The organism is Flavobacterium sp. ALJ2, from assembly GCF_015594725.1.
Classification (GTDB): Bacteria; Bacteroidota; Bacteroidia; order Flavobacteriales; family Flavobacteriaceae; genus Flavobacterium.
This window is the reverse complement of the sequence record NZ_JADNRC010000012.1, coordinates 15,549-34,919: the sequence shown is the minus strand read 5'-3', so window position 1 is coordinate 34,919 and position 19,371 is coordinate 15,549. Positions and strand designations below refer to the sequence as shown.

At 33.1% G+C, this 19,371-nt stretch carries 21 protein-coding genes; 1 reads left to right on the top strand and 20 read right to left on the bottom strand.

Features of this window, described 5'->3' with window-relative positions:
* Positions 1 to 11: 11 nt before the first annotated feature.
* The 19 genes from IUY40_RS14210 to IUY40_RS14120 form a co-directional block, all read right to left on the bottom strand.
* Entirely contained in the window at positions 12 to 269 is a 258-nt protein-coding gene (locus IUY40_RS14210) for a phosphopantetheine-binding protein (RefSeq protein ID WP_195737529.1), read from the bottom strand.
* Positions 270 to 271: 2 nt separating this feature from the next.
* Positions 272 to 877 carry a 3-oxoacyl-ACP synthase gene (locus IUY40_RS14205; protein WP_195737528.1) on the bottom strand — a complete coding sequence of 202 codons (606 nt, stop codon included), beginning with the start codon at positions 875 to 877 and terminating at the stop codon, positions 272 to 274.
* Positions 878 to 1,141: 264 nt separating this feature from the next.
* Positions 1,142 to 2,278 (bottom strand): beta-ketoacyl synthase N-terminal-like domain-containing protein, encoded by a 1,137-nt coding sequence (locus IUY40_RS14200; RefSeq protein ID WP_195737527.1) that lies wholly within the window; start codon positions 2,276 to 2,278, stop codon positions 1,142 to 1,144.
* A gap of 60 nt (positions 2,279 to 2,338) precedes the next feature.
* Positions 2,339 to 2,788, bottom strand: coding sequence for an acyl-CoA thioesterase (locus IUY40_RS14195; protein ID WP_035620083.1), 450 nt, complete (start codon positions 2,786 to 2,788; stop codon positions 2,339 to 2,341).
* Entirely contained in the window at positions 2,763 to 4,046 is a 1,284-nt protein-coding gene (locus IUY40_RS14190) for an ABC transporter permease (RefSeq protein WP_195737526.1), read from the bottom strand. The genes IUY40_RS14195 and IUY40_RS14190 overlap by 26 nt, the downstream gene beginning before the upstream one ends.
* Positions 4,036 to 4,734, bottom strand: coding sequence for an ABC transporter ATP-binding protein (locus IUY40_RS14185; RefSeq protein ID WP_195737525.1), 699 nt, complete (start codon positions 4,732 to 4,734; stop codon positions 4,036 to 4,038). The genes IUY40_RS14190 and IUY40_RS14185 overlap by 11 nt, the downstream gene beginning before the upstream one ends.
* Before the next feature lie 61 nt (positions 4,735 to 4,795).
* Positions 4,796 to 5,794, bottom strand: coding sequence for a BtrH N-terminal domain-containing protein (locus tag IUY40_RS14180; protein WP_195737524.1), 999 nt, complete (start codon positions 5,792 to 5,794; stop codon positions 4,796 to 4,798).
* Entirely contained in the window at positions 5,794 to 6,198 is a 405-nt protein-coding gene (locus IUY40_RS14175) for a hypothetical protein (protein ID WP_195737523.1), read from the bottom strand. The genes IUY40_RS14180 and IUY40_RS14175 overlap by 1 nt, the downstream gene beginning before the upstream one ends.
* 299 nt (positions 6,199 to 6,497) lie before the next feature.
* Entirely contained in the window at positions 6,498 to 6,956 is a 459-nt protein-coding gene (locus tag IUY40_RS14170) for an ABC transporter permease (RefSeq protein ID WP_195737522.1), read from the bottom strand.
* Positions 6,957 to 6,964: 8 nt separating this feature from the next.
* Positions 6,965 to 7,396, bottom strand: a complete 432-nt coding sequence (locus IUY40_RS14165; protein ID WP_195737521.1) for a hypothetical protein — start codon at positions 7,394 to 7,396, stop codon at positions 6,965 to 6,967.
* Entirely contained in the window at positions 7,396 to 8,529 is a 1,134-nt protein-coding gene (locus IUY40_RS14160; RefSeq protein ID WP_195737520.1) for a beta-ketoacyl-ACP synthase III, read from the bottom strand. Before IUY40_RS14160 ends, IUY40_RS14165 begins: the two co-directional genes overlap by 1 nt.
* Positions 8,530 to 8,539: 10 nt before the next feature.
* Complete coding sequence (locus tag IUY40_RS14155; protein WP_195737519.1) at positions 8,540 to 9,442, bottom strand: dialkylrecorsinol condensing enzyme DarA; 903 nt, start codon at positions 9,440 to 9,442, stop codon at positions 8,540 to 8,542.
* 39 nt (positions 9,443 to 9,481) lie between these two features.
* Complete coding sequence (locus IUY40_RS14150; protein WP_195737518.1) at positions 9,482 to 11,125, bottom strand: NAD(P)/FAD-dependent oxidoreductase; 1,644 nt, start codon at positions 11,123 to 11,125, stop codon at positions 9,482 to 9,484.
* A gap of 65 nt (positions 11,126 to 11,190) precedes the next feature.
* Positions 11,191 to 12,075, bottom strand: coding sequence for a lipid A biosynthesis acyltransferase (locus tag IUY40_RS14145; protein WP_195737517.1), 885 nt, complete (start codon positions 12,073 to 12,075; stop codon positions 11,191 to 11,193).
* Positions 12,075 to 12,329, bottom strand: a complete 255-nt coding sequence (locus tag IUY40_RS14140) for a phosphopantetheine-binding protein (RefSeq protein ID WP_195737516.1) — start codon at positions 12,327 to 12,329, stop codon at positions 12,075 to 12,077. Before IUY40_RS14140 ends, IUY40_RS14145 begins: the two co-directional genes overlap by 1 nt.
* Before the next feature lie 4 nt (positions 12,330 to 12,333).
* Positions 12,334 to 13,557, bottom strand: coding sequence for a beta-ketoacyl-[acyl-carrier-protein] synthase family protein (locus IUY40_RS14135; RefSeq protein ID WP_195737515.1), 1,224 nt, complete (start codon positions 13,555 to 13,557; stop codon positions 12,334 to 12,336).
* A gap of 21 nt (positions 13,558 to 13,578) precedes the next feature.
* On the bottom strand, positions 13,579 to 14,310 hold the full coding sequence (gene fabG / locus IUY40_RS14130) for a 3-oxoacyl-ACP reductase FabG (protein WP_195737514.1): 732 nt from the start codon (positions 14,308 to 14,310) through the stop codon (positions 13,579 to 13,581).
* A 127-nt stretch (positions 14,311 to 14,437) separates the two neighbouring features.
* Positions 14,438 to 15,643 (bottom strand): WG repeat-containing protein, encoded by a 1,206-nt coding sequence (locus tag IUY40_RS14125; RefSeq protein WP_195737513.1) that lies wholly within the window; start codon positions 15,641 to 15,643, stop codon positions 14,438 to 14,440.
* A gap of 38 nt (positions 15,644 to 15,681) precedes the next feature.
* Positions 15,682 to 17,202 (bottom strand): aromatic amino acid ammonia-lyase, encoded by a 1,521-nt coding sequence (locus IUY40_RS14120; protein ID WP_195737512.1) that lies wholly within the window; start codon positions 17,200 to 17,202, stop codon positions 15,682 to 15,684.
* Positions 17,203 to 17,303: 101 nt separating this feature from the next.
* Between IUY40_RS14120 and IUY40_RS14115 the strand changes: the two genes are divergently transcribed.
* Positions 17,304 to 18,566 carry an NAD(P)/FAD-dependent oxidoreductase gene (locus IUY40_RS14115; protein WP_195737511.1) on the top strand — a complete coding sequence of 421 codons (1,263 nt, stop codon included), beginning with the start codon at positions 17,304 to 17,306 and terminating at the stop codon, positions 18,564 to 18,566.
* Positions 18,567 to 18,582: 16 nt separating this feature from the next.
* Here IUY40_RS14115 and IUY40_RS14110 read toward each other — a convergent pair whose 3' ends face one another.
* Positions 18,583 to 19,191 (bottom strand): hypothetical protein, encoded by a 609-nt coding sequence (locus IUY40_RS14110; RefSeq protein WP_195737510.1) that lies wholly within the window; start codon positions 19,189 to 19,191, stop codon positions 18,583 to 18,585.
* Between the last annotated feature and the right edge of the window lie 180 nt (positions 19,192 to 19,371).

Sequence of the window (19,371 nt, the reverse complement as noted above, 5' to 3'; positions counted from 1 at the left end):
ATAATCTATACTTATTTTGTTCTATTAGCTGTAATGTAGGCAGCCATTGATTCAATTGATTGGAAAATTACTTTTCCTTCTTTTGGGTCAACTAATTTAATTCCATAATCCTTATCTAGGATAACAATTAATTCTAGAGCATCGATAGAGTCTAAACCTAAGCCATCTCCAAACAGAGGGTCATTGTCATTAATGTCTTCAAGGGTGATGTCTTCAAGGTTTAAAACAGTAATAATTTTATTTTTTAATTCTAATTTTAATGTGTCCATTGTTATTTGTTATATAATGTTTCTATCGTTTCGTTTTGGTATTTTTGGTTTTTTTCTTTACCAATCAGGCAAAGAAAAGCTTTATATTCTTCATTAAAAAATTCAACCCATCCACAAAGTACCGTTTCGGCTTTATTGGTATGCAAAAGCGTATCAGCATAACTGGTCATAAATTCCGGATTGAAGGCGTCAAATATAAAGAAAGAATTTTCACTTTTTAGTTGATGACGAATACTAATTTCGCCTAGGCAAATGTTTGGCAGCGTATAAACAAAAACTGCAGGGCTTGGATAATAGTCTTCTTTGTCGGATATTGATTCCTGATACTTTACATCGGTATCCAAACTGGATGATTTATTGGATAAAACCAAAGCAGTATTGTTTTCTATTTCTGATTTCAAAAGTAATTCGGCTCCTAAAAAAGCAAGTTTGCTTAAAGAATCCATTTTAAAAAACTTAGGGTAATTAATTTCAAAATTGCGATATGCTTGTTTTGAAAAATCAGCAAATGAAGTTGGTTCTGTTTTGAATACAGAAGCTCCATTCAAAACAATTTCGTTGTTTTGAATCGTACAATAATCGTATATGTATGTTTTGTTTTGAGTCATTTATTTAATTTACTAACATTAGTTAGTGATAATTTTAATTTTTGTATCCTTTTAAATTTTTGATTATGAAATTCTACGAAAAATATCCACAATTAAAACAGAAAAGCTTTTTTATCAAAAGTACTTGTTGATACTGTGTTTTCTACAATGTTTTTGTAAGACCAGCAAGTTTAAAAAAAACAAGATTATTAAAATTGTTGGTACCATTTTAAACGAGAAATAATTAAAAGGAACTCAGTTCTTTACTACTTAATTTTTTCATATTTATACCTTTTCAAAAACCACAGCCGTATTGCAACCTCCAAAACCAGACGCTGTTTTAAGGAATGTATTGATGTTTTTATCTTCGTTTTTCTCAATTATATTTATTGATTGACTTACGCCTAATTCATCAAAACCTAAGGAAACAAAAAGCTTGTTTTGAAGAACAGATTCAATCGCAATTACTGTTTCTAATAATCCTGATGCGCCTAAGGTATGACCATAAAAACCTTTCATGCTATTTACAGGAACAGTCCCCATTTGTAATCGGTTGAAAGCAATGGCTTCCATTTCGTCATTAAAAGGAGTTGCGGTTCCGTGAGCCGAGATATAATCGATATTCTCTGGCTTTATTTGTGCTTCGTTTAAGGCATTTTGTATGCTTCGGTACAAACCTTCTCCTGTTCTTGAAGGACCCGAAATATGATTGGCATCGTTTATAGAACTATCTCCAATAACTTTTATTTTTGCGTCTTTGGCTTCCGCCGAAACTAAAACTGCTGCTGCCGCTTCGCCAAGACTTACACCAGTTCTGTTTAAAGAATATGGTTTGCATGGTAAGTTACTCATTGCCTGAAAAGCATTAAAACCTGATAAAACAAACTCTGAAACTTCATCGCCAGCAACAATAAAAACATTGTCGTAAAGTTCGCTTTGTAGTAGTCTTTTGGCAACCGAAACGGCTAAAATTCCAGATACACAAGCATTTGAAACTACTATTGGTTGGGTTTTAAATTCAAAATAATCGGCTATTGTCTGCGCTAAAGTATGCAAATGTGCATTCTGAAAATTCTCTGGTGAATCATTTTTTAGCGCAGTGATATTTCCTTTTGTTGTCGAAAGTATTAAAGCGGTCTTTGAATCTAAATCTATTTTTGATTTTTTGATAATTGGCTCTAAAGCCAAAATCATCATTTTCTCTAATCTCGAATAGTTGGTTTCGGAACTAACTTTCGCGAAAGCGGTATTTAGTTTCTCGTTTTTTATAATCGAAGCATAAAAAGGATTTGGCATTAAAGACAGATCTTCATGCAACTGAATACCCGATTGACCATTAAGGATCGCTTCAATGTTTGATGGAACATTAAATCCTAATGGTGTGATACAATTGGTTTGCGTGATGTATACTGCTTTTGTCATTTTTATTATTTTATTCCTGTAAGGTTTTTGAAACTTTGCAGGTGAGAATCGTGTTTATTTCTATTTCAATAATCCTACTTTTCTTTTCCATTCTTCATAAAATGGAGGATTGGTAAGCATTAAATTCCCTTCTTTATTTAAAAACACCTGAGTGGTTTCGCCTGTGCAGACAATCTCATTATTGGTATTGAAAATTTTGAATCTGAAAATTATTTTAGCGGCTGGTGTATCGACAATACTAGTTTCTACCCGAATAACATCGCCGTAGCGTAAAGATAGTTTGTGTTCGCAAATAGATTTTACGATTGGCGTTGTATAACCACTATCGGCAACATCTAGGTATGTAATCCCGTGTTTGCGCCCGAAAGCTTCACGACCATCTTCAAAATAAGTTATGTAATAGCCGTGCCAAACGATTCCGAGTGCATCGGTTTCGTTAAAGCGTACTCTAACTTCTTCGGTAACTGTTAATGCAATAGCTTCGTTATACTGCTCTTTTCTTCTTATCATATGCTAAGGCAATTGTTGTGGTAATTATAAAAAACAGAAATAATAAACCTATTTCTGGAATAATTTCTAAGAAAGATGCGTTACGTAACAACACATCATAAAATGCATTTAATCCCCAGTTCATAGGGGATGATTTGGCGATGATTTGCATGATTTTTGGCATTGCAAAAACAGGAACCCAAACCCCACCAATTGCTGCCAGAATAATTACACTTGTTGCGCCAAACGGAGCCGATTGTTCTTGTGTTTTAGCAATAGTTCCTAATAAAATTCCGAAACCAATTGCGGCAAATCCTGAGAATAATGCAACGATACTCATTAAGAATAAATGTCCTTCGATATTAAGTGGTGGTAAACCAATTTCTGGAAATAAAAATACAGCAACGGCAACCATCATATAAAACTGAATCATACAAATTACAGAATATGTAATTGTTTTCCCCATCATAACAACACGATTTGAAACCGGATTTGTTAATAATCGAACAAATGTTCCTTGTGTTTTTTCTTTTACGATATTAATCGAAAGCGGAATTACAATAAAGAACATGGCAAAAAGTGTCCAGGCAGGTACGTTATGTTGTGTCGAATTTGGTAACACTTCTTTATTGTTTACTCTTGGTACTATTTCCTTGAATATGATAAAACTTTTTTGTTCAAAACTGGCACTTCCTTCTCCTAATTGTTCTTGGAATGCGGTGTATATAGAATGTGTTTCTATTTGCGAAATCATTTTATCAATAGCGTTCATGACTGCATTCTTGAAGCTTATTTGTACCGCAGGGTCAAAGTATAGTTTTACTTCCTTTTGGTTAATTGTTCTTGGAGCTTCTGCCTGAGCAAGTGTATCAGTTAAACCGATGCTGCTTACTATTTTTTGTACATTCTGATCTATTTTTGCTTGTAAATCCTTGCTTAAGTTTTGGGGGATAACAATTGCTAATTGGTACTTTCCTTTATAAACGGCTTCTTTGGCAACTGTCTCGGTTAAAGGAATATTGTTGATTTGTGTAACTACTGTAAATAAGTTGCTTTTTTGTAAATTATCATAAACCGTTTTGGCTACAGAACCATTGTCGTTATTAACGAGAAGGATTTCTATTTTAGAATCGCTTACGGTTTTAAAAGTACTATCCTGAATTAAAGTTACGGTGATAACAAGTACCAAAGGCATCACAAATAAAATGATTAATCCTCCTAAATCCCTTTTCAGTAAAAGGAATTCTTTCACGACGGACATCCATAGTTTATATATCATCTCTCAGTTCTTTACCAGTTAATGAAATAAAAACGTCCTCAAGATTTTGGGCATTTTTTGTACTCGAAATTAATCCAGACGGGGTGCCTTGGGCATAAATTTTTCCTTGGTCAAGAATCGCAATATCACTACAAAAATCTTCTGCTTCGGATAAATGGTGAGAAGTATAGATTATAGTAGTTCCGTTTTGGTTGAGGTGTTTTAGGTAATCAATAATCGCATTTTTCGATTGGACATCTACACCTACTGTTGGTTCATCCAGAAAAATAATTTTAGGATTGTGTAATATACCTGCAATTAAATTAATCCTTCTTTTCATTCCACCCGAAAAGGTTTCGATGCGTTTATCGGCAAATTTCAGTAAACCCAAAAGATCCAAAGTTTCGATTACTTTGTCTTTTAAATCTTGTCCTTTTAAACCGTACATACTCCCAAAATAATGTAAATTTTCTCTAGCTGTTAGGGTAGGATATAGGGCATATTCCTGAGGAACTACACCAATAATTTTTTTTATTTTGCTAGCATTGGTAGCATATGCCATATCGCTAATTGTAAAAGAACCCGAAGTAGGCTTTACCAAACCACAAAGCATGGAAATTAATGTTGTTTTCCCTGCGCCATTTGGGCCTAATAAACCAAAAATCTGTCCTTCGTTTATAGTAAGCGTTAACTCGTTCAAAGAATACATTTCTGCATTTTTGTACTTTTTAGAGAGTGCTGTTATTTGAATAATGGGTTGCAAAATATATTTAGCTAATTGCTTTTTTTAATTTTTTAAAAAATACTTCTTCTCTATTGGCAATGTCCAAAAGCTGGTCGGCAATAGTATTGTAAGCATCATTTTTGGCACTTCTGTTTTTGTAGATTCTTGAAGCTTCTACAGCAAAATCGCGCCATAAATCTCCAATTTGTGTCATTTCTTTCGAAAGGATTTTTAAATCTTCATTGTTTAAAATAACAGCTGCTTCTTGTAAAAAAGCAGCATATATAAAACGAAATCCTCCACCACCAGTTCCTATTTCTTCTTGCATTCGAACGATCTGTGCTAAGTAATGATTGGCTTTTTTGGTTCCATGCTTAATGGGCCACTTTCGGATTTTCCCCGAAACTAGTTTTATTCCTTTAACACCAATAATTGGCATTGGCGCAAGCATATCACGGCAAGTATTTTTTATTCCTTTGATAATCGCACTTTTTAAGTCAACGTTCTCAGGAATATGAATGGGATAATACATTTGCCCTTTTGGAGCAAAAGCACCTTTGGCAAAACGGACTTTGTCTAATTCATCATGTGTAAGGGTAGTAACAGTTTCCATTACCGGATCGCTAATAAGGTAATCGGTATCGGTTTTTCCGTAAACGACTAAATTATGTGCATTGAAATGAAAACGATATTCATCTGGAAAATAACTTAAATTATATACACCGACTTGTAATCCTGTTGGGATATTATTTTTTAGATTTTCATCCAAAGCTTGGTTTGCTTTTGAAACGGATGAAAACTTTTGTCTTTTTATTTTTAAATGCAATCTATTGGCTACTCTCCTGAAAATTTGTCCCGGGAGAGTTCTGTAACTTATCGCAGGAGCATAATTAACTTTTATAAAGGGCAGGTACACGAAAAAGAGTCCTGAGCCAATTCCAAAAATCATAGGTTCACTTAAATTTAAACCATTGTTTTTTAGCAAGTTCGAAGCTACCCCATTTTCGCAATGTGCCGATTGATGATGTGTAAAAGTAGTTTGCATTAATCTGTTTTAAATTTTTTTAATTCGGATACTGAAATCGAAAAGGCTTCAGCATATTTTTGTAAAATCCGGTCATTTAATTTTGCAAAGATAGCAGGTTTAAAATGCCTTTTTACGCGCCATTTCCACATACCAACATAATTAGAAAGGATTAGCAAATCCATTCGGTTCAATTCCATAAAATAGCAAATAGGGCTTACTTCTCCATTTTTTACTTGCAATTTAGCATCGGCGATTCGTTCGTTTATTTCGTCGATAGAATTAGAAAGCGCAATAGTTTTAGGTTCCCAACCTGTACTTAAAGCGGTAGTATAATTGCCGTTTTCATCGGTTGCATATACTAGCTCCTTCATATTGTTTTTGGTTAGATTCCCTTGGTCTTGTGGTACTTTTTCTTTTTCCATATTGTTTTTAAACTATGATATTCCGAACATAAAAGCGGCTATTATAAAAGCAAGAATTGTTAAAATCTCCAAATTTGCAAAAGCCAGTTTTTTTAATAATAAATAAATCATTTCAGCAAATAGACCGATACAATACATTTGAATAATCCTAAATCACCATCAATGTATCGGTGTATATCACCTTCACAATATTTATGAGGGTTGAAAGTGAAATACCAAAAAAGGAAAAGATTTTCCAACAAAAATGACTATTCGTATTAAAACATGAAATAATATTTTTTTTAAAATCCATGTTTAAATTATTGCATGATTGGATTTGTTTTTTGAATGAACAAATTAATCTCACATTCTAAAAGCATTTTATTTTCGTAAAAACTTTCGCAACTCATAGTACATAATGTATAATCGTCTCCGGCAAATTTAGAAACCAAAGTTGCTCGTGTAATTATGCTATTATTCACTTTGGGTAATTCGTATATTTTAAGGTTTTTCAGCGTGCTAATAAAACCAATAACACTTACATTTTCTTCTCCATCCGGATTGGCAAAATATTTTTGCGCTACAATAGAGGAACAGGTTTGTGCTACATTCTCGATTAATCCGGCTTCGATAAAAGTATTCTTGTCAACAAAAATATTGTCTTCTTTTATCAAAAATATTGTTTCGACACTTTGAGCATCTATCGTAAGAATTAAATCCACCATAAGCATGGGCTCACGATGCGGGAGATAATTTCGTATGTCTACTAAAGTGTCCATTGGCTTTATTATTTGGCCAAAACGGTCTTCATCTGACCGTTGGCGATTTCTTCATTATTTAATGTTGTAACGATATCTACGAGTGTTATCCCAGCAAATTCTTGTATAATTGTTATCGTTGATTGAATTTCGTCGTTAACATTTGGCAGTTTCTTTATGTCAATTTGCTTGATAGAACCAATATATCCTGTTGGGGCTTTTTCTTGTTTTAAGAAAAAGACATACCCCGTATGTAGGGCCACGGATTGTGCCATATGTTCTATTAATCCAGCTTCTAGAAAAGTCCCATTTTCTGAAAAAATATTTTCACTTTGAATTTTTAAACCAGCGACCAAAGAAGTTTCATCAAACGAAAACATTTTATCGACCATTACAAAAGGAAACTTTTGTGGTAATAAATTTTCGACGGCTTCTTTTTCTAAAAGTAAAGTTGTTTTCATTAGCAAACGGTTAAATAAGCATACGCAAATGAGAATCTTCCACTTTCCGGAACTGATAAAAGAATGCGATCGCCTACTTTTAATTTCTCTGAATTCATCAATTCTTCAACTGCAAGATAAATAGAGGCAGAACCTACGTTTCCAACACGAGCAAGATTCATAAACCATTTTTCATCGGCCATTCCAACATTATTTTCTTCAAGGCTTTTCTTTAAACCTTCTACAAAAAAGTGTGATGAAACGTGTGGAATGAAATAATCAACCTGATCTGCGGTGATGTTATTTTTTTTCATTGCGATACCCATACTTTCTGCACCTTTTGACAGGATAAATTCATCTAGTAATTTTACATCTTGTTTGATAGAAAACACAGATTGATTTAACCATTCTTCCGGTGAGTAATCACTCCAGGCTTTAATTTCGCCAGATTCTAGTTTATCTCCTCCGGCATACATGCAGGTTTCTAATTCATATGCGTATGAAAAAGCTTCCATCCATTCTATCTTTAATGAAATTGGACCTCTGGGTTTGTTTTCTAATAAAAAAGCACCTGAGCCATCAGATAACATCCATCTTAAAAAATCTTTTTTGAAAGCGATTATAGGTAATTCTTCCAAGGTTTTTAGATTAGAAACTTCTGGGGCATATTTGTGTGACAAGAACCATGAAGAAACTTTTTCAGATCCGGTGCAAACTGCATTATTTGAATTTCCGGACTTAACAGAAAGGAATCCATATTTTAAGGAATTCATTCCTGCACAGCAAACTCCTGATGAAGAATTTAATTCAACCGATTTATTTTTTAACAATCCATGAACCATAGCTGCATGAGATGGTAAAAAAACATCTGGTGTTGAGGTTCCGCATGAAAGCACTTCCATGTCTTGCGAAGTGAAATTCTCATCAAATAAATTTGTAATAGCATTTTTGGTTAGCTCAGCATTATTATGCGTGCTTTTTCCTTCTTTGTCTATTGCATAGTAACGGCTTATAATCTTGTTGTTGCGCAAGATAATTCGTCTCGCTTTGGAAACAGAATCATTGATAAGGCCCAAATAGCTTTCCATTTCATCGTTGGTAACAGCTTCATTTGGCAAATATTTTGCGGCTTTTGTAATATATACTTCAGACATAATATGGGATCTAAACTCCTTGATAGTACAGGGTTTCTTTTTTTATTTTTTTTATTTTAATAGGATATGTAATAAGGTGCAATATATACACTATTGGCGATATTAACCAAATTGCAAGGAATAAATAAATGTAAAATACCTTAAGGAGTACCTTCCTGTTTTTATCATTTTCGGAAATTAATCCAGACCATTTAGTAAAAATTTTGTTGGCAGTTTTGTCTACGGTAACTAAATAGGAACTAATACGAACAGCTGAATTTGCAATTAATTTAGGCTGTAGCGTTTTTAGGCTGTTTTCTTTTAAATTAGAAGCAATAATGGCTCCAAATTTCGAGGATTCATGGATGTCTTTTTCTGAAACTCCTGGTAAAGGAAAAATTCCCAAATACTTCTTTTTCACTCCAGAGAACATCCATTCTACAATTGTAATGACACTAATTAAATTACCGACTCGATCTACTAAAGCTATGTTTCCAACTAAGTCAGCATTGTTTTGTTTTAGTAAAACTTTGGTTTTTTCCTGTGCCATAATCCACATATTGCGAGATCCGCTAATGGTTACAACAGGAGTATTGTTTAATATTTTATGTGCTTCTGGACTTTTTAAGAATGAATTAATAGGGATAGAAGGGGATAAATACCAAACTTGATAATGCAATAGAACCAAGTCGAATTTTGTATTTAAAATTTCTTCGCGTACTGGTTTTAGTGCCGTTGGAACTTGCCTAAATGATTCAGGAAAAGCATCAAAAAAAGCATCTTTATCCCAAGGGAATGGGAATGGTTTTTCTAATTGTATTTCATGAAACGTTACTTTAAACTCATCTGAATCTAAGAATGGTTTAGCAATATTTCGGGCTATACTTTCTAGTTGACCAGATTGAGAGTAATATATAAAAAGAACATTTTTCATTTTGGTTTTGGCTTTTGGATATCGCAAAAGTAATTAATTTTATGAAAAGAATTTTCTTATTTTATCTGTTCGTTTCGTGTGAACCCAATTTGGCCAAGTCGATTCATCTTCGGCATCATAAATACGTATTTCTTGAGCTGGGTCTTCGATTAATAATTCGTCGGATGTGCAATTAAGTATTAATGCAGCTGCAGCAACTCCCGAATAGGTAGCACCCGCAACACCATGAGATAGGGTACAGGCTCCGCATAGGAATAAATTTTCAATTTCGGTTTTGTTTTTATAGGAGAAAGGACCAACTTGGTTTAGTGTTTTTTCGGTTCCATATACATTTCCTTTAGTCGAATTGATGTAAAACTCATTTGTTTTTGGTGTTCCTAATTCGGCTTGAATGATAAATTGTTTTGCGTTTGGAATGATTTTTTCAACATTATTCATCAGTTTATTAATGACCTTTTCTTTGAATATTTTATATTCTATAGTGTGATAATCATCTAATCCGTTAAAGTCTTTTAAGTTGTCATAATTTACATAAGTAACAATCTCAAAATTATGATATCTGCCATTGAAACTGGCAGGGTCTTTAAGAGTGGTGCAACTTATAAATACTGCTGGGAATGAATCTCCAGAATCAATATTGTTACTCATTAAACTTTCGAAATTAGCATCATCATTTTCATCTTTCATCATCCAGATATTACCCGAATCGATATTGAATTGGGTGACATCTATATCCAGTGTAAGGAATAAGATTAAGGAGGTTACAGAGTATTTTGTTTTATGTAGTTTTTTGATAAGTGATTTACTCAAATGTTCCTGACCAATTAAGTTTAAATAGGTAATCGATGGATCTGCATTGGAAACAATATTTTTAGCAAAAATGGTTTCGCCGTTTTCGAGTTCAACTCCTATTGCTTTTTTGTTTTCAATAATAATTTTTTTAACGTTTTGTTTTATCCGAACTTCTCCACCATGTTTTTTTACTCCATTTGTCATTGCTTTTACAATTCCGCCTCCACCACCCATGGGATAAAATCCACCATCAAAATAATGACTCATTACAGAGCAATGAACAGGAAAACAGGCTCTATTTGGCGAAAGCCCATGATCGCCACATTGTATATTAAGGATAGCTTTGAGTATAGGATCTTTGATGTGCCATCCTATCACTTTTTTTAAAGGGAATAAAGCAAATTTTCCAAAATGCTTCGTTCGGAATGGAACAGTTATTTTTTGCCAAAGGCCTTTTAATTTTGGGATTAATTGCAGTTCAGAGCTAACTTTCTCGACTAATGAAAGATATTCATCTATGTTTTTTTCTTCTTTAGGAAAACGTACAGAAAGTGTTTTTTTGAGATTCTCGATTCCTGCGGGCAAATCGAAAGTTTGGTTACCAATCAGGCAATGTTCGTATGCCTTTTTATTCATTCGAAAGAATACCATATCATTGGCAATTCCTAAGCCACGATATAATTCATTTGTAGAAGCGCCTTTATCTATGAGACCTACATAATGTACACCGGGACTAAAGCGTTGTCCTTTTAAAGTAAAGCTATGACTCCAACCACCAGGAACATAATGTTGCTCTAGAATTAAGACTCGCTGTCCGGCTCTTGCCAAACAAATACCTGTTGCTAAACCGCCAACTCCAGAACCTATTATGATAGTGTCAAATTCTTCCATACTTTATTTTAAGAATCGCTAAAGTATAAAAGAAAACGTATTAAATTGCAGTATTCCTTACAGGTTTATTTATTTTTAAATTGACTCCAAAAATCAAAATAATTGAACCATTGCAAGGGATATTTTTCAAGCATGGTTTCTACACTTTCGATATAGACCTTTAGTAAACCTTTTTCGTCGCGATGTTTTACAATGGCCTCACGTGCATATAAGTGGTAATGTAGGTTTGGTTCTTTCATTACATAAACAAAAACCACAGGCACTTTTAATCGGGATGCAATTAAAAAAGGACCGGCAGGAAAATTAGCTTCTTGCCCCAATAGTTGATCTGATAATGATTTTGTTCCTTCAAAATAACGGTCACCTGTAAAACAAATAAGTTCATTTCGACCTAACGCAGCGTTGATTTCGAAAATATGTGATAGATCATCTTTTATAACAATAAACTTAACTGTTGGTTTTTGGGTAACGCTTTCTAGGTATTTTTTTATATCAGAATGTTCTAAATCTGTAGTAACCAGATTGATTTGAAAATCGATGTCAATTTCTCCGAAAAAATGTTCAGCAATTTCAAAATTCCCAATATGAGCACTAATCAAAACACCGCCTTTTTTTTCGGCAAGTAAATTTTTTAGCGTTTCAATACCATCGAATTCATAGGTGAATTGCTCTCTCATTCCTGCAGAAATGGAGACTTTATCAATAATGGTTTGTCCAAAAACATAGTAGCTTTTGAAAACCATTTTTTTGGATTTAAAATAAGAATATCCCAATCTTTTATTGAAGTAATAAAAGATGGCACGATTGCTTTTTTTGAGAAAAAGGAAATAATAACTTGCTACAAAATACAATAGGAAATAGGCAGACTTAACACCCGCTTTTTGTATTAAAAAAACGAATATTCTATAGCCTAAAACTGTTCCTTTGGATTTACCATCCCATTTGCTCATTAAGCAGCTTTAGCTTTTAATTTGGTTTCTATAAGGTCATAAAAATTTTGAAAAGTAGCAATGCCAACGAAATCAACTTCAACTAATTTTACACCAAAATTTGATTCTATAGATACTACCAAGTCTACATAGTCTAAACTATCTAGTCCTAAAGTATCTTTTAAATTAGCGCCTGGTTCAATGTCGTCACTATCAACTTCAAATTCATCAACCAAAAAACCATTAATCTTTTCTATTATCTCTTGCTTATTCATTATTCTATTTAAACTTTTTAACTACCAATGCAGAATTGGTTCCTCCAAACCCGAAGGAATTGGACAAAAATATATCAATTTTTCTATTTAGCGTAGTTTTAACTAAATTTAATTTAGCAGCATCTTCGTCTGGATTTTCTAAATTGATGTTTGGAGCTATAAAATCGTTTTGCATCATTAGTATAGAATAAATGACTTCGCTTGCGCCTGCCATCCAGCATTCATGCCCAGTCATTGATTTTGTGGAGCTTACATAAGGATTGCTTTTTCCAAAGATTTCGAAGATTGCTTTTGCCTCATTTTCATCTCCAACAGGAGTTGAGGTTGCATGCGCATTTATGTAGTCAATATCTGATGCATTTATTTTTGCATCATCAAGTGCTCTTTGCATTGCAATTGATGGTCCTTCTACATTTGGTGTTGAAATATGACCTCCATTTGATGAAAATCCATAACCTCCAATTTCGGCAATGATAGTTGCTCCTCGTTTTATAGCCGATTCATAGCTTTCTAAAATTAAAGTTGCGCCTCCGCCACTAGGAACTAAACCATCGCGTCCTGCGTCAAAAGGTCTTGATGCTTTTGTAGGATCTCCTTCTCCCGAAGCAAAAACACCTAAGCCATCAAAACTACACATGGCATATTTATTGATTTCTTGCGATCCGCCACAAATTACGGTGTCTTGAAATCCACTTTTTATTAAAAAATAAGCGAGACCTATAGCATGAGAGCCACTTGCACAGGCAGCACTTATAGTTAGGTTTATACCTCTTAACTTAAAAATTGTCGAAAGATTCATTGTAACAGTAGAGTTCATGGACTTAAAAATGGCACCAGAACCAATTAATGCAGTGTCTTTTTTTTCTCGAACAATGTCGATAGCATCTATAATAGCTTTAGAAACACTATCATTACCATACATAATACCTACTTCATTGTGGTCGAAAAAAGCATCATCAATTCCAGCATTTTTCAATGCTTGGATAGTTGCCATATAAGCATATTCGGTTTCTTCACCAATACTCATACGCTGTCTTCGGGTCAATAAATTTTTTAAATCTGGTTTTGGAACCATACCAGTTAAGGCAGATTGAAAGCCAAATTCTTTTCTTTCGGCATCAAATTGTATTCCTGATTTTCCGTTATACAGCGATTCCTTTACTTCGTTTAAGGAAGTACCGATACATGAGTAAATTCCCATTCCTGTAATTACAACTCTCCTATTCATCGTCTTTTTTATAGTAATTTTTTAAGAATATATTCCGCCGTTAATGTTTATAATTTCACCGGTAATATAGCTTGATTTATTTGAAATCAAAAAGCTTACCAAATCTGCAACTTCTTCGGCTTCGCCAAAACGATTAACAGGAATTAATTTCAATAATTCTTTTTCGTCCAACAGGCTTGTCATATCAGTTCTTATAAATCCTGGTGCAACGGCATTTACAGTAATATTTCTTTTGGCTACTTCTTGAGCCAATGCTTTGGTTGCAGCAACAATAGCACCTTTTGCAGCAGAATAGTTGGTTTGACCCGGAGTACCTTTTACTCCCGAAACCGAAACCATATTTACAATACGGCCGTATTTATTACGAAGCATTTTTTGAATAAAAAATTGGGTGACATTAAAAAAACCACCTACACTTGTATTCATAACACCATTCCAGTCTTCATGTGACATCCACATAAACAAACCGTCTTTGGTAATTCCGGCATTATTTACAATTGCCTCAACGATGGCTTCTGGATTTGCGTCTTGCCATTGGGTTAATGTTTTTTGAACTTCTTCAAAATTAGAAACATCAAATTGTATAATCTCAGCAGTTGCTCCTAATTTTAGTACTTCTTCAAGTGTTTGTTCGGCAGCAATTTTGTTTGAATGATAATTAATCAGAATATGGTATTCTGTATCTACTGCTAATTTTTTACAAATAGCACTCCCAATTCCTCGTGAACCACCAGTTACTAATACACATTTCATATATGTAAATTTTATTTTTTATAGGGCATATATGGTATCGCTTTTTTATTTAATGGTCTTGTTGACACAATTTTATCTGTGGCGATTTCATATATGTAATTTTTATTTTTTTATTGATTGAAAAATGTTATCGCTTTTTTTTATTTACCGGTTTTGTTTTTGTTTCAGCTTTTGGCTTATCGGCAGCGATTTTATCTACATTATTCTTTTCTTTTGTTTGCGAAAATAGCTCGGCATTTTCAAACCATTGATTACTTAATACAGTTCCGTCAGGCTTAAGAAATCCCCATTTCCCTTCATTTTTAACTCTTGCTAAACCGTCTATAAATCCTTTGTCTTGTTGTACAAATAGAGCAATGACGAATCCATTTGTTGTTATGCCGTATTGAGTTGGGATTACTAATTTTCCTGTATCATTGATAAATCCCCAGTTTTTTTCTTTTACAGGAGCCAATCCATTTGTGCTAAAAACTTCTGCATCACTATAGGTTGGCGGAATCACAAATTCTGCTTTAGGGTTAATGTACCCCCATTTAGATCCAATACAAACGGGTGCTAAATTTTTAGAAAAAGCTTTGGCTTTATCGTATATAGGTATGATTACCCAGGTTCCTTTTAAGTCGATGAATCCAATTTTACCACCTTTTCTAGCGTATGTCAAATCTTGTGTTTCAAAATCCCAAATTTTATCTGCACCATCTACAGGAATAAATTTCCCAGCACTTACTAATCCAAACACTTTGTCTTTTTTGGCCCAAGTTGTGTTTTTATTATAATTACCTATTTCGGCATACGCTGGTTCTACAACTTCTTTTCCAGCTGTATTTATAATCCCCCAGTTTTTATTGTTCGCTACTCTAGCAAAACCATTTTGAAAAGGTTTGATGACATCATATTTTGGTTCTAAAACAATTGCCATTTTTGAATTGATTAATCCAATTTTATTTCCTTGTTTTATAAATGCTACACCGTTTTCAAATTCATATAATTTATCCGAAGGTGGAGCAATTTGAACTTCTCCTTTTATGTCAATGTAGACCCATTTCTTGTCTTTAGATACAAGACAAATACCACTATTAAAATCCTTAACATTATCAAAAGTTGCGGGTATAACCCATGCTCCTTTAGAGTCAATAAACCCCCATTTTCCATTGTCTTCTACAGCTGCTAAGCCTTCAGAAAAGCTTTTGGCATTTTTGTATGTAGGCTCAATACAAAATGTTCCTTCTTTAGTGAGATATCCCCATTTTCCGTTTTTTCTAACTAATGCCAGTTCTTGACTATTAACAAATTGAATAAAACAGAGCAATAAAAAAATAAGTGGTTTTTTCATGTTTTTAAGATTCAAGATTAATAATATGAAATAAAATATTAATTATTTATCAGGTAGTCTTTTACTTTTTGAACAAAAGGATACATTACCTGGTCTTCTTTAAATTTAGGAATAATTGTTCTAATGTCGTCATATAATTTTTTAGATACAGACGAAATTTGATCTTTTTGTTCTAGGTAGTCAATTGCCTGAACAATGGTAATCAGTTCAATAGCTAAAACTTCAAATGAGTTTTCGATAACTTTTGCAGTGATTACGGCCGCATTTGTACCCATACTTACAATATCTTGATTGTCATTGTTGTTCGGGATACTGTGTACATACATTGGGTTAGAGAGCATTTGGTTTTCGGCAGTTGTTGAGGTTGCAGTAAATTGAACCCCTTGCATTCCAAAATTAAATCCTAAAGTTCCAAGATTAACAAATGGAGGAAGGATTTCATTGATTTTAGAATTTAATAAATAATTCAATTGACGCTCTGCTAGCATTGTAAGTTTAGTCACTACAATTTTTAGTTTGTCCATTTCTAGGGAGATGTAATCTCCATGAAAATTACCTCCATGATATACATGTTTGTTTTTTACATCTATAATAGGATTGTCATTTGCGGAGTTAAACTCGTCTTCTAGAATTGACCCAACATTATTAATAGTTTCTAAGATAGGACCTAAAATTTGTGGTACACATCTTAAAGAGTAATATTCTTGGACTTTTTCTTTGAAGATTTCTTCAGTGTTTTCACCAGTATATAAATGATCTTCTCTTTTGCGAATTAGAGTACTGTCTGAAAGATTTTGTCTCATTCTTGCAGCTACTTCCTGTTGCCCTTTGTGACGTTTGGTTTGATTTAATTCTTCCGAAAAATGATCGTCATAAGCTTGTACTAATTCATTGATTGCACAAGAAAATTTCAATGACCAATCTAATAGTTTATTAGCATGATGCACGTTTACAACGCCTATCCCAGTCATTACAGAGGTTCCGTTTATAAGGGCAAGACCTTCTCTTATTTCTACTTGTATTGGAGATAGATTTTCAATTTCAAAAACTTCTTTAGTAGATCTTCTTTCGCCTTTGTAAAAAACTTCGCCTTCACCAATTAGTGTTAATGCTAAATGGGATAGTTGTACTAAATCTCCACTTGCTCCAACTCCTCCATGTTCAAAAATTAACGGAGTAATATCTTTATTTATAAATTCTTTCATTAGATTAATAACTGAAGGATGTACTCCAGAATTTCCTAAGGAAAGGGTGTTTAATCGTGCTAGAATTGCTGCTTTTACGCAAACCGCATTTAATGGTTTGCCAGTTCCAGAAGAGTGACTTCTGATTAGATTATATTGTAGTTGAATTCGATCCTCGTCTTTGATACGGTATTGTGCCATAGGGCCAAAACCAGTATTTACACCATAAATAACTTTGTTACCTGAAAACTCTTTTAAGAAGTCAAAGCTTTCATTTACTCGATTTAAGACAACTTTACTGATGTCAATTTTATTATTTCCAAAGATTATAGATTCAAATTCTTTTAAACTTAAATATTCGCCAATTGTATTCATTTACCCTTTTTTGATTATGCTAAATTAATTTTATTTATTAAAATAAATGTAGTTATTTTGATGAGCGCAAATGTAAGTTAATAATTAATAACAATTCGTATATGTTAAAGGAGTTTGTAGATGTTTTAATAATAGGAGCAGGACCGTCTGGATGCGTATCGGCTGCTTATTTGCATAAGAATAATTGCAAAATAAAGGTTGTTGAAAAGACAAAATTTCCTAGAATTGTTGTTGGTGAAAGCTTGATACCAAGAGTTATGGATCACTTTGCTGAAGCGGAGTTATTTGATAGCTTAAATGCTGTCAACTTTGAAAAGAAGCTAGGAGCACGATTTATTAGAGGAAATGAAATTTGTGTTTTTGATTTTTCTGATAAATTTACTAAAGGTTGGGATTGGACATGGCAAGTACCGAGAGCTGATTTTGACAATACAATGGCTCAGGAATTAATTCGGAAAGGAATTGATTTAGAATTTGAGTCAGAAGTGATTGAAGTTTCTTTTGAAGGAAGTAATTCAAAAACAATTGTAAAGAATAAGGATGGAAATTTAAAAGAGATTCATGCCAAATTCATTATAGATTCAAGCGGTTATGGTAGAGTCTTACCAAGACTTTTAGATTTAGATAAACCGTCTGCATTAGATCCACATTCTTCTATTTTTACACATGTAAAAGATAGTAACAGACCAGAAGGAGAAGAAGGAACGTTAATTTCATTTGACGTTCTTGAAACCGAAGTTTGGTTATGGGTAATTCCTTTTTCTAATGGGAATACAAGTTTAGGAGTTGTAGGTCCAACAGATTTTATCAATTCACTTTCTGAAAATAAAAACAATGGTGAAGCTTTAAAAAAAGCAATTCAACTATCAGATTATTATATTAAAAGATTTGGAGGAATTGAGTTTTTATTCGAACCTATAAAATTGGAAAATTATTCGCGTTCCGTAAAGAAAATGTATGGAGATGGTTTTGCCTTAACTGGAAATAGTACCGAATTTTTAGATCCGGTTTTTTCATCAGGAGTTGCTTTTGCTACCGAATCGGGCATGCTTGCTGCAAAACTATACTTGAAACAATCGCAAGGCATTGCTGTAGATTGGGAAATAGAATTTACCGAATACATGAAGCGTGGAATTAATGTTTTTACGACTTATGTAAAAGAATGGTACACAGGAAACTTACAGACTTTATTTTTTCATCAACCAGAGAATCCAGATGTAAAGCGTAAAATTTGTGCTGTTCTTGCAGGTTATGTTTGGGATGAAGAAAACCCATTTGTGAAAAAACATGATAATGTAATTAAAAACATGGCTTATCTCTTGAATATGGAAAGTAAGAAAAAACAAAACCCTAGTGCAAACTAGGGTTTTGTTTTTTAAATTATTTGTATGCTTTTTTCAGAATCATTTTAGCAAGTGATTTTGCAGTTTTAGCATATCCTTCTCCTATTCTTGATTCATTACTGTAGTTGTTTCCCCATTGATCTCCAGGAGCTTCTTGGCTAGAAATTTCAAGTAATACATTTGATTTGTTATTTGTTTCAACAAATTTTAGATTAGTAGATACTTTTGCAGCTTGCTTCATTACTCCAGCATCCCAACCTGGGTAAATCCAAACAGTTTCTACAATTAATGTGTAAGGAGCATTTGTTAAACCTTCTTGAAAATTTACATCTTTGCGCCCTTTGGTGAAAATAACATTCATTAATTCCAAAAACTTAGGAGTCCAGATTAATTCTTTGGAAGAATCCCATTTCTTTTTCCAAATGTCACCATTTCTTTTTGTTTTTGTATTTAAATCTTTGGTTCTTTCTTCTACATATTGAGCTTCTGTCTTTTTTTCTTTCATCATTGTGAATTTACTATAATCAAATTCAACATTGATTTCTTTCTGATCCTTCAAGAATTTAAAGTCTCCAGATACAACTTTCATGTCTTGTGCTGACATTGCGAAAGAAAGGAATAAAAAGGCAATTACTGTTTTTTTCATTATTTCATTTTGGATTAAATGGTTCGTTTATTATTTTTTCGCTCAAATGTAATTAAAACCAACCTATTAAAGCCAATATTTATCTTGTTAATTTTATTGTATCAAATCATTATATGGTATTGGATAAACATAAAGCAAGGATACTATTATAGTTGCAGCATCCTTGTTTTCTATTAATTA

Bases quoted from the DNA above. Each gene is read 5' to 3' on its own strand.
- IUY40_RS14180 (WP_195737524.1), bottom strand. From the start codon at position 5,794: ATGCAAACTACTTTTACACATCATCAATCGGCACATTGCGAAAATGGG.
- IUY40_RS14175 (WP_195737523.1), bottom strand. From the start codon at position 6,198: ATGGAAAAAGAAAAAGTACCACAAGACCAAGGGAATCTAACCAAAAAC.
- IUY40_RS14135 (WP_195737515.1), bottom strand. From the start codon at position 13,557: ATGAATAGGAGAGTTGTAATTACAGGAATGGGAATTTACTCATGTATC.
- IUY40_RS14120 (WP_195737512.1), bottom strand. From the start codon at position 17,202: ATGAATACAATTGGCGAATATTTAAGTTTAAAAGAATTTGAATCTATA.
- IUY40_RS14125 (WP_195737513.1), bottom strand. From the start codon at position 15,643: ATGAAAAAACCACTTATTTTTTTATTGCTCTGTTTTATTCAATTTGTT.
- IUY40_RS14145 (WP_195737517.1), bottom strand. From the start codon at position 12,075: ATGAGCAAATGGGATGGTAAATCCAAAGGAACAGTTTTAGGCTATAGA.
- fabG (WP_195737514.1), bottom strand. From the start codon at position 14,310: ATGAAATGTGTATTAGTAACTGGTGGTTCACGAGGAATTGGGAGTGCT.
- IUY40_RS14210 (WP_195737529.1), bottom strand. From the start codon at position 269: ATGGACACATTAAAATTAGAATTAAAAAATAAAATTATTACTGTTTTA.
- IUY40_RS14170 (WP_195737522.1), bottom strand. From the start codon at position 6,956: ATGGACACTTTAGTAGACATACGAAATTATCTCCCGCATCGTGAGCCC.
- IUY40_RS14110 (WP_195737510.1), bottom strand. From the start codon at position 19,191: ATGAAAAAAACAGTAATTGCCTTTTTATTCCTTTCTTTCGCAATGTCA.
- IUY40_RS14195 (WP_035620083.1), bottom strand. From the start codon at position 2,788: ATGATAAGAAGAAAAGAGCAGTATAACGAAGCTATTGCATTAACAGTT.
- IUY40_RS14155 (WP_195737519.1), bottom strand. From the start codon at position 9,442: ATGAAAAATGTTCTTTTTATATATTACTCTCAATCTGGTCAACTAGAA.
- IUY40_RS14200 (WP_195737527.1), bottom strand. From the start codon at position 2,278: ATGACAAAAGCAGTATACATCACGCAAACCAATTGTATCACACCATTA.
- IUY40_RS14185 (WP_195737525.1), bottom strand. From the start codon at position 4,734: ATGTATTCTTTGAACGAGTTAACGCTTACTATAAACGAAGGACAGATT.
- IUY40_RS14140 (WP_195737516.1), bottom strand. From the start codon at position 12,329: ATGAATAAGCAAGAGATAATAGAAAAGATTAATGGTTTTTTGGTTGAT.
- IUY40_RS14150 (WP_195737518.1), bottom strand. From the start codon at position 11,125: ATGGAAGAATTTGACACTATCATAATAGGTTCTGGAGTTGGCGGTTTA.
- IUY40_RS14115 (WP_195737511.1), top strand. From the start codon at position 17,304: ATGTTAAAGGAGTTTGTAGATGTTTTAATAATAGGAGCAGGACCGTCT.
- IUY40_RS14165 (WP_195737521.1), bottom strand. From the start codon at position 7,396: ATGAAAACAACTTTACTTTTAGAAAAAGAAGCCGTCGAAAATTTATTA.
- IUY40_RS14205 (WP_195737528.1), bottom strand. From the start codon at position 877: ATGACTCAAAACAAAACATACATATACGATTATTGTACGATTCAAAAC.
- IUY40_RS14160 (WP_195737520.1), bottom strand. From the start codon at position 8,529: ATGTCTGAAGTATATATTACAAAAGCCGCAAAATATTTGCCAAATGAA.
- IUY40_RS14190 (WP_195737526.1), bottom strand. From the start codon at position 4,046: ATGATATATAAACTATGGATGTCCGTCGTGAAAGAATTCCTTTTACTG.